This window comes from Nocardia araoensis NBRC 100135 (assembly GCF_000308435.1).
GTDB classification, from domain to species: domain Bacteria; phylum Actinomycetota; class Actinomycetes; order Mycobacteriales; family Mycobacteriaceae; genus Nocardia; species Nocardia araoensis.
Map to the genome: position 1 here is coordinate 1 of NZ_BAFR01000233.1, position 284 is coordinate 284.

The following is a 284-nucleotide window of genomic DNA, read 5'->3' on the forward strand; positions in this document are numbered from 1 at the left end:
GATCAAACGGTGACGTATGTGCCGGGCCGGGTGGTGAATTCGATGACCGGCAGCTTCCGCGGCGAGGGGAAGACCGACGCCAAGGACGCGCGAGTGATCGCGCAGAGCGCCCGTCTGCGCGAGGACCTGAACCAGGTCGTGATGCCTGATGAGCTCGTGGTCGGACTGACCCAGCTGACCAGCTACCGCACCGACCTGATGGCTGACTGGGTGGCCGGGATCAACCGGTTGCGTGCCATGCTCGGGTCGATCTTTCCCGCGTTGGAAGCCGCGTTCGACTTCGC

The 284-nt window shown here is 65.1% G+C and carries 1 protein-coding gene; it reads left to right on the top strand.

What is annotated here, in order from left to right:
- Positions 1–284: IS110 family transposase (locus tag ON21_RS30110; RefSeq protein ID WP_039803523.1), on the top strand; the 284-nt coding region annotated here is incomplete at both ends.